This is a genomic window from Bifidobacterium sp. UTBIF-68, assembly GCF_006408855.1.
GTDB classification, from domain to species: Bacteria; Actinomycetota; Actinomycetes; order Actinomycetales; family Bifidobacteriaceae; genus Bifidobacterium; species Bifidobacterium reuteri.
On the sequence record NZ_JFAN01000043.1, the window covers coordinates 26,007 to 35,995 of the forward strand.

The 9,989-nt window shown below is 58.6% G+C and carries 8 protein-coding genes and 2 pseudogenes; all 10 read left to right on the top strand.

The genetic code is table 11. The annotated features are described in order from the left end of the window. Positions 1–182: 182 nt before the first annotated feature. Positions 183–1,655 (top strand): glycine--tRNA ligase, encoded by a 1,473-nt coding sequence (locus BW14_RS10945; RefSeq protein WP_140490606.1) that lies wholly within the window; start codon positions 183–185, stop codon positions 1,653–1,655. A gap of 69 nt (positions 1,656–1,724) precedes the next feature. Further along, positions 1,725–2,969: a tRNA dihydrouridine synthase DusB gene (dusB, locus tag BW14_RS10950; protein WP_140490608.1), complete on the top strand. Its 1,245-nt coding sequence runs from the start codon at positions 1,725–1,727 to the stop codon at positions 2,967–2,969. A gap of 118 nt (positions 2,970–3,087) precedes the next feature. Next, positions 3,088–4,302 carry a cell division protein FtsZ gene (gene ftsZ, locus BW14_RS10955; RefSeq protein ID WP_140490610.1) on the top strand — a complete coding sequence of 405 codons (1,215 nt, stop codon included), beginning with the start codon at positions 3,088–3,090 and terminating at the stop codon, positions 4,300–4,302. Between the two features lie 12 nt (positions 4,303–4,314). Further along, positions 4,315–4,800: a cell division protein SepF gene (locus BW14_RS10960; protein WP_044090329.1), complete on the top strand. Its 486-nt coding sequence runs from the start codon at positions 4,315–4,317 to the stop codon at positions 4,798–4,800. Positions 4,801–4,969: 169 nt separating this feature from the next. After that, positions 4,970–5,272 carry a YggT family protein gene (locus BW14_RS10965; RefSeq protein ID WP_140463994.1) on the top strand — a complete coding sequence of 101 codons (303 nt, stop codon included), beginning with the start codon at positions 4,970–4,972 and terminating at the stop codon, positions 5,270–5,272. 180 nt (positions 5,273–5,452) lie between these two features. Continuing rightward, positions 5,453–6,727, top strand: a complete 1,275-nt coding sequence (locus tag BW14_RS10970; RefSeq protein WP_140490612.1) for a DivIVA domain-containing protein — start codon at positions 5,453–5,455, stop codon at positions 6,725–6,727. A 22-nt stretch (positions 6,728–6,749) separates the two neighbouring features. After that, positions 6,750–7,301, top strand: a complete 552-nt coding sequence (locus BW14_RS10975) for a signal peptidase II (protein ID WP_140490614.1) — start codon at positions 6,750–6,752, stop codon at positions 7,299–7,301. Continuing rightward, a pseudogene (locus BW14_RS10980) lies at positions 7,301–8,242 on the top strand (RluA family pseudouridine synthase); the annotation flags it as partial. The gene BW14_RS10975 and the pseudogene BW14_RS10980, both read left to right, overlap by 1 nt. A gap of 869 nt (positions 8,243–9,111) precedes the next feature. Beyond that, positions 9,112–9,174 (top strand): annotated as a pseudogene (locus BW14_RS12605) (zinc-ribbon domain-containing protein); the annotation flags it as partial. Between the two features lie 201 nt (positions 9,175–9,375). Continuing rightward, the coding region (locus BW14_RS10985) for a hypothetical protein (RefSeq protein WP_258186117.1) at positions 9,376–9,989 on the top strand (614 nt) is incomplete at its 3' end.

Here is a 9,989-nt window from a genome sequence, read left to right on the forward strand (position 1 = left end):
ACATGCTTTCGACTTGGCATGTGGCTCCCCTCTCTAGGGGCTGCACCAAGTGATTGTAGGGAAGTATCTCCAAGACGAATGATGGGCGATCTGCCTGCATCAAACTGCTGTTGTAGGGGAGTGCCGCTATTCTGAAGCGGTTGTAATCAAGTCCCCAAACCGTTCAAACCAGAAGGTGCATTGTGGCTCAATCCAAACTCGATGAAGTCGTATCCCTCGCGAAGCGTCGCGGCTTCGTGTTCCCCGCCGGCGAGATCTACGGCGGCACTCGTTCCGCTTGGGATTACGGTCCGCTCGGCGTCGCGCTGAAGGACAATATCAAGCGCGAATGGTGGCGTTCGATGGTCGTCACCCGTCCTGACGTGGTCGGTGTCGACACCTCCATCATCCTGCCTCCCGAGGTGTGGGTGGCCTCCGGTCATGTGAGCGTGTTCAACGACCCGCTCGTCGAGTGCCTCAGCTGCCACAAGCGCAACCGCGCTGACAAACTCGAGGAGTCCTACGCGGAGAAGCACGGCGACAAGCTGCCGGAGAACGGCATGAAGGACATCGTCTGCCCGAACTGCGGCACCCGTGGCGAATGGACCGAACCGCGCGACTTCAACATGATGCTGCGCACGCACCTCGGCCCTGTCGAGGACGAGAACTCGCTGCACTACCTGCGTCCGGAGACCGCCCAGGGCATCTTCGTGGACTTCAAGAACGTGATGACCTCGTCACGCTCCAAGCCGCCGTTCGGCATCGCCAACATGGGCAAGTCCTTCCGTAACGAGATCACGCCCGGCAACTTCATCTTCCGCACCCGTGAGTTCGAGCAGATGGAGATGGAGTTCTTCGTCAAGCCCGGCACCGACGAGGAATGGCATCAGTACTGGATCGACGCCCGCACCCAGTGGTATCTGGATCTCGGCGTCAAGCCCGAGAACCTGCGCCACTACGAACACCCGAAGGAGAAGCTGGCCCATTACTCCAAGAGGACCGTGGACATCGAATACAAGTTCGGTTTCCAGGGCTCCGACTGGGGCGAGCTCGAAGGCGTCGCCAACCGCACCGACTTCGACCTTTCCGCGCATGCCAAGCACTCCGGCGAGGATCTGAGCTACTTCAACCAGGCCACCGGCGAGAAGTACATCCCGTACGTCATCGAGCCGGCCGCCGGCCTGACCCGCTCCCTCATGTGCTTCCTCGTGGACGCCTACGATGTGGATGAGGCTCCGAACACCAAGGGTGGCGTCGACAAGCGCACTGTGCTGCGTCTTGATCCGCGTCTGGCTCCGGTCAAGGCCGCCGTGCTGCCACTCTCCAAGAAGCCCGAACTGCAGGAGGTGGCCCAGAACCTGGCCGCCGATCTGCGCTTCAACGAGTGGATGATCGATTACGATGAGTCCGGCGCCATCGGCCGTCGCTACCGTCGTCAGGATGAGATCGGCACCCCGTTGTGCATCACCGTGGACTTCGATACCCTCGAGGACCACGCCGTGACCATCCGCGAACGCGACACCATGGCCCAGGAGCGCGTCTCTCTGGACAAGGTCGCGGACTATGTGGCCGCGCGCATCAGCGAAAAGCGCACGCGTGTGCCGCTCAAGCCCGTCGAAATGGGCGGTGAGCCGTGGCCGGCATCCGGCATCCAGGAAGCCGGCGGCCTGTACTGAGCCAGGCCTGTATTGTATAGCGGCTCCCCTCGAAAAAGGGGAGCCCCTGTTGTTTGTACGAGGAACCACATGGCAGACTCCGAACCTGAGACCGTGCTTGCCGAGCGTCACGAGACCGACAACCTCGACCCGCGTACGGATGCCTCGGCACGACCGGATTCTCCGGTGCATATCTCACCGGTACAGCTGGGAAACATCACCGTGCCCACGCCGGTCGTGCTTTCGCCGATGGCTGGCGTCACCAATTGGCCCTTCCGTGTCATCTGCGAGGAATACGGTCCGGATGGGCTGTATGTGGCCGAGATGATCACCGCACGCGCATTGGTGGCCCGCAACCCCAAGGCGCTGCGTCTGTGCCATTTCGCACCCACCGAGAAGATTCGCTCGTTGCAGCTGTATGGTGTGAATCCCTCCATTACCGAACAAGCCGCCAAAATCGTGGTCGATGAAGGCATGGCGGATCATGTCGATCTGAACTTCGGGTGTCCGGTGCCCAAGGTCACCAGACGGGGAGGAGGTTCTGCGCTGCCGTGGAAGACAGATATCTTCACCGAGCTCATCTCCCGTGTGGTCGCGGTCTGCGAACCTGCCGGAATTCCGGTCACGGCCAAGATTCGAGTAGGCATCGACCATGCGCATGAGACCTTCCTGCAGGCAGGCCATATCGCTCAGGAAGAGGGATGCAAAGCGGTGACGTTGCATGCCCGCACCACCGCCGAATACTATGGCGGGCATTCGGATTGGTCGCGCATCGGCGAGCTCAAAGAGCATCTCGATATCCCCGTATTCGGCAATGGCGATATCTGGGGCGCGCAGGACGCTCTGGAAATGGTCCGTGAAACCGGTTGCGATGGCGTGGCCATTGGCCGCGGATGCCAGGGTCGGCCATGGCTGTTCGCCAATATCAAGAACGCCTTCCAAGGAAGCCCGGAGCGCATCGATCCGAATCTCGGTGAAGTCTGCCGGGTGATTCACCGCCATGCCGAACTGCTGATCCAGTTCTATGACGGCGACGAAATGATGGCGGTGCATGACCTGCGCAAGCATATCGCCTGGTATCTCAAGGGATTCCCGGTTGGCGGATTCACGAGAAAGGCGTTTATGGAATGCGAATCCCTCGCCGATGTGGATCGGGAGATCTCCCGGCTCGATCCGGCGATCGAATACCCCCCGCGGGTATTGGACAAGCCGAGAGGCCGAGTGCGTTTCGCCAAGAAGGTTCATCTGCCATATGGCTGGCTGGAATCGCGTACCACCACCCATGAGGAGCGTGAAAACCTTTTCGGCGACGATCCCATGGATGCAAGCTATTAACGGCTGTTGATACAGAAAAAATAATGCACAACACGCACTATTCCATGTGCGAATTCCCTCCACGAGTAGAGTCGGTGCGCTACTCTTGGGTGTAACCGTGAAGTGACAGGAGCCAAACGTGAGCGAGATCGCCCAGACTGAGTTCAACGACAAGACCAATATCAAGGTCGTCGGCGTAGGCGGAGCCGGCGGCAATGCCGTTAACCGTATGATCGCCGAAGGATTGCAGAACGTTGAATTCGTAGCGATAAACACCGATGCGAAGGATCTGTTGCGATCCGACGCCGATGTCAAGATCTCCCTGTCCGACAAGTCCAGCCGTGGGCTGGGCGCCGGTGCCGATCCGGAGCGTGGCGCGAAGGCAGCCCAGGACCACCAGTCCGATATCGAGGAATCCCTCAAGGGCGCCGATATGGTGTTCGTCACCTGCGGTGAGGGCGGCGGCACCGGTACCGGTGCAAGCCCCATTGTGGCTCGTGCGGCTCATCAGCAAGGTGCATTGACCATCGCGGTGGTCACCCGCCCGTTCAGTTTCGAAGGTCCGCAGCGTTCCGCGTCCGCCGACTACGGCATTGAGAATCTTCGCAAGGAAGTCGATGCCCTCATCGTCATCCCCAACGATCGTCTGCTTGAATTGTCCGATCGGTCCATCGGCATCATCGAGGCGTTCAAGACCGCCGACACCGCACTGCTCGCCGGCGTGCAGGGCATCACCGACCTGATTTCCATGAACTCCTACATTCATGTCGACTTCTCCGATGTGAATTCCATCCTGCGCGGCGCAGGCACCGCATTGTTCGGCATCGGTTCGGCGCGGGGCGAAGACCGTGCCACCCAGGCCGCCGAAATCGCCATCAGCTCGCCGCTTCTTGAGGAGAGCATCGAGGGTGCACATGGCGCGCTGATCAACATCGCCGGCCCGACCGACCTGAAGCTGCAGGAGGCCTCGGCCGCCACCGAGCTGGTGCGCAAGGCCATCCATCCCGAGGCCCAGATCATCTGGGGTCTGGCTTTGGACGACGCCTACGGCGACGAAGTGCGCGTCACGGTGATCGCCGCAGGATTCGATCATGTTTCCACTCAGGACGACGCCGATCAGCCGGCTGTGGCTCCGGTGGTGCCGGCCCAATCCACCCGTCCTGCGCCCGCTTCGGCTGCTTCGCAGACTCCTGCCCAGCAGGCGGCATCCGCCCAGCAGACCACACGGCCGGCGTTCGCGCCTGCCACCGGCGACTCCGCTTCGCTGCCTTTTGATGATCCGACCTCGGAGCATCCGACCATCTCCCTGAACGATCCTGCGGGTGACCTCGACATCCCGGACTTCCTGCGCTGAAAGGACTGATCCATGGCTGGGTTCATGAAGAATGCGATGTCCTATCTGGGCATGAGCGACGTTGCCGATGACGATGACGATTTCGTCGAGGAGGAAGAGCAGAAGCCTCAGCCGAAGCCGACGTTCGATTCCGACCATACGGTGACGCCAATGACCCAAGCGGCACCCACGGCAAGTCAGCCTTCATCGAAGACCACGCCTTTCCAAGGCAGCGGAAGGGTGAATCGAATCACTACGATTCACCCCAAGTCCTATGAGGATGCACAACTGGTCGGACGAGCACTGCGGGACGGGGTGCCGGTGGTGTTGAACCTTACCGGCGTATCCGAAGCCGTGGCGTACCGCATTGTCGATTTTTCCGCTGGCGTGGTGTTCGGTGTACGCGGTTCGCTCGAACGCGTCACTCCTCGAGTGTTCCTGCTTAGTCCGGCACAGGTCAACATCAAGGTGGAGGAGCCGGCCAATCCGGCCTCTGCACGGGATTTGTTCTCTGATTGATCTGTTCGGTCGTACTGATCGATTGGAATCCGGATTGACAAGCAGGTCAATTAACCGCTCCTGCAGTCTTCTTCAAGTGGCCGACTCCTCAACGGGAGCCGGCCACTGTGCATGATATCCCCATTGAGCTCCCAGCAAACTTTTCACTCGGTCTTGCTAGCCTTGCCTCATGTTGTCCTTTACTTTTGCCCTGATCGGCCGCATCCTGGGCTGGCTGATCAACGCGTATATCACGGTGCTGTTCATCCGCATGATCCTGGACTGGGTGGCCATACTGGCCCGCAATTGGTATCCGCGAGGCATCGTCGCACAGCTCATCAATCTCGTGTACACCATCACTGAGCCGCCACTGCGCTGGCTTCGCCAATACATCAGACCACTGCCGCTGGGCGCAATCAGCTTGGATATGAGTTTTCTCGTCCTCTACTTCGCGCTGGTGATACTGGAGAGCGTCGTATACATGGTCTTTTAGGCCATGATGCAAGGTGTATATGGCGTTTATGAGTTGTATATGCAGTTTTATTGAGGCCGATACGGCATGTCGCACCTAGAAAATCGTCGCTGAGCCCCATGAATCGCTGGGGTCGTGATAGCATCAGTACTTGATACCAACGTAAGCGAGGGCAAAGCCCCAAAGCGAGGTGCAATATTTATGGCTCTGTTGACGCCGAAGGATATTAGGGAGCATACCTTCCAGACCGTGCGATTCAAGGAAGGCTACGATGTCGACGAGGTTGACGACTTCCTCGATCAGGTCACGGAGACCGTTGAGGCTCTTGGCCGTCAGGCAGTGGCCGGCGGACAGGCCACTCAGGCTCTGGGCCCCGATGTAACCAAACTGAATGCCAAGATTTCCGAGCTGACCGGTCAGGTGCAGCAGCTGCAGGCTGAGAATGCGCAGCTGAAGAATGCCACCCAGGGTCCTCAGGCTTCTGCAGAGGGCGAGAAGGCCACTCAGCTGGCTGCGGCGAAGCTCAGCGAGGCAGAGGAATCGAATCGTGCTCTCGCGGCACAGAACGATCAGCTCAAGGGTCAGGTTGACCAGCTGAACGCCCAGATCGATCAGCTTACCGCTCAGGCGGCTCAGGCTTCCGGCAACCAAGAAGCCGTCGGCCAGCAGATCGCCGCCATCCAGAAGGAACGCGACCAGTTCCGCGCCGCCAACGAGGAACTGTCCCGCAAGCTGGCCGAAGCCCAGCAGCAGGGCGGCGTGGCGCAGCAGCAGGCTGCCCAGATTCAGGAACTGTCCCGTCAGCTCGAAGAGGCCAAGCAGCGTGAGAACCAGCTGCGTTCGCAGGTTTCCAAGGTTGAGCCGAGCACGGAAACCGGCTCCCTCCAGAAGATCGCCGGTGCCGCATCCCTGCCGGGCAGCGAGCCCGAGCGCGCCACTGCAATGCTGACTCTGGCCATGCAGCTGCACGATCAGTACGTGGAGAAAGGCAAGACCAAGGCCAAGGAAATCACCGAAGCCAGCCAGGCCAAGTACAACGATCTGGTCACCAAGGCCAACACGTATTCCGATCGCACCCGTTCCGAAGCAGACGCCTACCGCGACCGTGTGCATTCCGATGCCGACGTCTACTCCAAGAACACGCGTTCCGATGCTGACGCCTACTCCGAGAAGACTCGTCAGGACGCCGACAACTACTCCAAGACCCAGCACACCGATGCCGATGAGTATGAGGCCGAGGTGCAGCGTCGCGCATCCGAGTACGACAAGCAGACCCGTTCCGCCGCGGATACGTATGCGCAGCAGGTTCGCGACAACCTGCAGCACCAGTCCAAGGTCATCGAGGGCAACATCCAGAGCCTCAAGCAGTTCGAGACCGAGTACCGTGCACGTCTGACCGAGTTCCTCGGCCAGCTCGCCGCCCAGGTCTCCGAGTCGAACAACTACGAAGACCAGACCTCATCCAAGGCCAACTGAGTCGTAGGCAGGGTATAGTCATATGACGAACCAACAGGGACGGCTGCGCATGCGCGTGGCCGTCTTTGCATGTGTATCGGCAGCCGCGTTGATTGTCGATCAGCTGACCAAAGCATGGGCATTGGCGGCATTATCCAGCGGTCAGACCATCCGTGTGATACCGGGTCTGTTGTCGCTGACATTGGTGCGCAATCCTGGTGCCTCACTCGGTATGGGGGCAAACGTCACGTGGATTATCTCATTGCTGGCTATCGTGGCTTCGTGCGCGTTGCTGTATTTCGGTGTACGTTCAGTGTCACTGAAATGGACCGTGTCCTTGTCCCTTGCCTTCGCCGGCGCGTTCGGCAACCTCATCGACCGTGTGATGTATGCGGATGGGTTCCTCAATGGCAAGGTCGTGGATTTCCTGAACTATGGATGGTCAGTCGGGAACGTGGCGGACATCTATCTCGTTGCGGCAGGTGTGGCCATCGTGGTGCTGATTCTGCTCAACGAGCCGTTCTCCACCGCAGATGCGGATGAAGCTCACGCCAACAACGCCGAATCCAATGGAGCAAAGGTGGACGCCGAGTAATGAATCGTATGATTCCTGCTCCCGACGCTCTTATCGGCAAACGATTCGATATCGCCGTGGCCAAGATGCTCGGCATATCACGGTCCAAAGCCGCCGACCTGATTGATTCCGGCCAGGCGCGTGTGCTCGGCCGCGACATGGCGCGATCCAGCACCTTGACGGCGGGGGAGACCGTCGAATTCGATCTGGCGGAAGAACACCAGGAACCCGAGCCCATCGCCAACGACATGGCCGTGGTGTACGAAGACGACGACATCGTAGTGGTCGACAAGCCGGTGGGTGTGGCAGCCCATGCTTCCATCGGCTGGACTGGGCCCACGGTGCTGGGCTCATTGCGCGATCGCGGTGTGCATATCACTTCGCTTGGCGCGGCAGGACGCGAAGGCATTGTGTCCCGTCTGGATGTGGGCACGTCCGGGCTGATGCTTGTGTGCAAGTCCGATCTGGCCTATACGGAAATGCGCCGCCAGTTCGCCGAGCATGAGGTGAAGAAGACCTATCATGCCTTGGTGCAGGGGTCTTTGAAGCAGAACAAGGCCACTATCGAGGCGCCGATCGGCCGAGCCAAGGTGTCGGATTTCCGATTCTGTGTCACGCCCGCCGGCAAACCGGCCGTGACCCACTGGGATGTGTTGGAACGGTTCGGCCATGAGGCTACGCTCGTCTCCGTGAATCTTGAGACCGGTCGCACCCATCAGATTCGCGTGCATTTCTCCTCAATCGGGCATCCTCTGTGCGGCGACCCGATGTATGGTGCCAATCCCGTGCTCTCCGAAGCGCTCGGTCTCGATCGTCAGTGGCTGCACGCCATGAAACTCGAGTTCCGGCATCCGCGCACCCATGTATGGACCACCGTCGAATCCCATTACCCGGCTGATCTGGCGCATGCCCTTGAGATCATGCGCGACCGTCACGCCGAGCAGCCTGCAGCCGTCGCTGAGGCGGACACCGGCTCGCCTGATACGTCGGTCGCGCTGTCCGATTCGGCTGATGTGCACGGTTCAGACGTTATAACCGAATCGGGCGTTGTGCCCGGCTTGGATGGTGTGTTGCCCACCCCGGCCGTTGCCGGAGCCGAACCGACGCCCGACGTCTCCCCCGTCGCCAGTTCTCGTCGACTGATCTGCAGAGACGATGTGACGCCCCGCCCTCTCTTGTGATGATTCATGGAAGACGCGCGGGGCGTGGGTATCATCGTCTCTCCGGACGCTACTTGCATAAACTTCTTCGTCATGCGTCCTGGTAGTGTGCTCCGACTTGAAGCTAAACGGTGTTGACACGGCTTGTCGAGCCAGATCAAGGTATGTGGTGTGGTTCCAGCTTTCCGGGTTATCCACATTCGCGCGTGGAATCAGGTCATATCCGTAACTGACAAGGCTTTAATGCGTGGAGTCCCTTTCTTCCGCAGGCATTTTGTGTCCTTCAGATAGCCCGCGCAGGTGGATTGTGCTCACTTACAGGTACGTTAAGGGGTGTAACTATGTATAAACCACCTGCACCAATCGCAACCAACACCTGTTTGACCTGCAACACAACGTCCTAGGGGACACAAAGAACCTGCAGTATCCGGGAATTGCACGTTCCATATTGATGATTTGAGGATCGTACTCTATTCATCATCGCTGCCAGTTTTTCTATAACCAGTAGATATCTACCGACTGCAGGAATGACAGCATAGTATGAGCGCATGATTCCTAGCAGATATAGGGGATGCCGCGCATGGTCGATAACAGTATCATGGGGACAGGGGAGGGCAACGGATCGTAATGAGAACTGCTGTTGCTACGCGGAGACGTGAGGTCTATAGGTGATGTTCTGTCGTCGTTGTGGGAAGCAATTGCCTGATGATGCCGCATTCTGCATACGATGTGGCACAAAATGTGTTGATCCTGAAACTGAATATAATCTTAGACCTGAATCCTGCCCTGACTTGGAGCCGAATGCCCGATTTCAGATGAAGAGTGACACACCGCATCGGGATTCCGCTTCCGCGTCCTCTGCCGCACATGCGGGTCCACGTACGCTGACATTGGGTCAGCTATCGGCGGCTGAGCTTATTGAATTACTCCAACCTTTGAATGAGAAATTCGTACAGATTAGCGACCTTGAGCATGGCATTCAATCCGCTTACGACGTGATGAAGCGCAACAACACCGAATACTATGCCGGATTGGGCTGCTTCCTGCTCTCTGGCCTGTTCTGTGCTGGGTCTCTGTTATTCGCTCTGGCATCCTCATCGTGGGATCGCACTGCTCCCATCATCGCCCTAGTAGCATGCCTGATTGGACTCATCCTGCTCATACTTGGTTTCAGGCAGCGTCAGGTGTATCAATCCAACATCGAAAACGTCGTCAGTGCGCTCTATCCTGCCATCGCTGCAGATGAGCGTTCCATTGAGGAAATCCGTAAATCTATGCAGACGGATTTACTACGATTCCCCATCACATGCCGCAATGCTGAAGCCAGTGCGTACATGCTGCAGATGCTGATGTGCGGTCGGGCTTCGGATTTTAACACTGCGGTAAATTTGTGGGAAAGCTACGATCATCGGCAGCGGATGGAACAGTTCGAGCGCGAGAAAGTTCAGGAAGCCCGAAAGCAGACGACTGCGCTGACTGTTTCCGCAGTCGCCCAGGTCAGTCAGGCATTCGAATCAAGACGCCAAACCAAGGAATTGCGAGGTTTGCG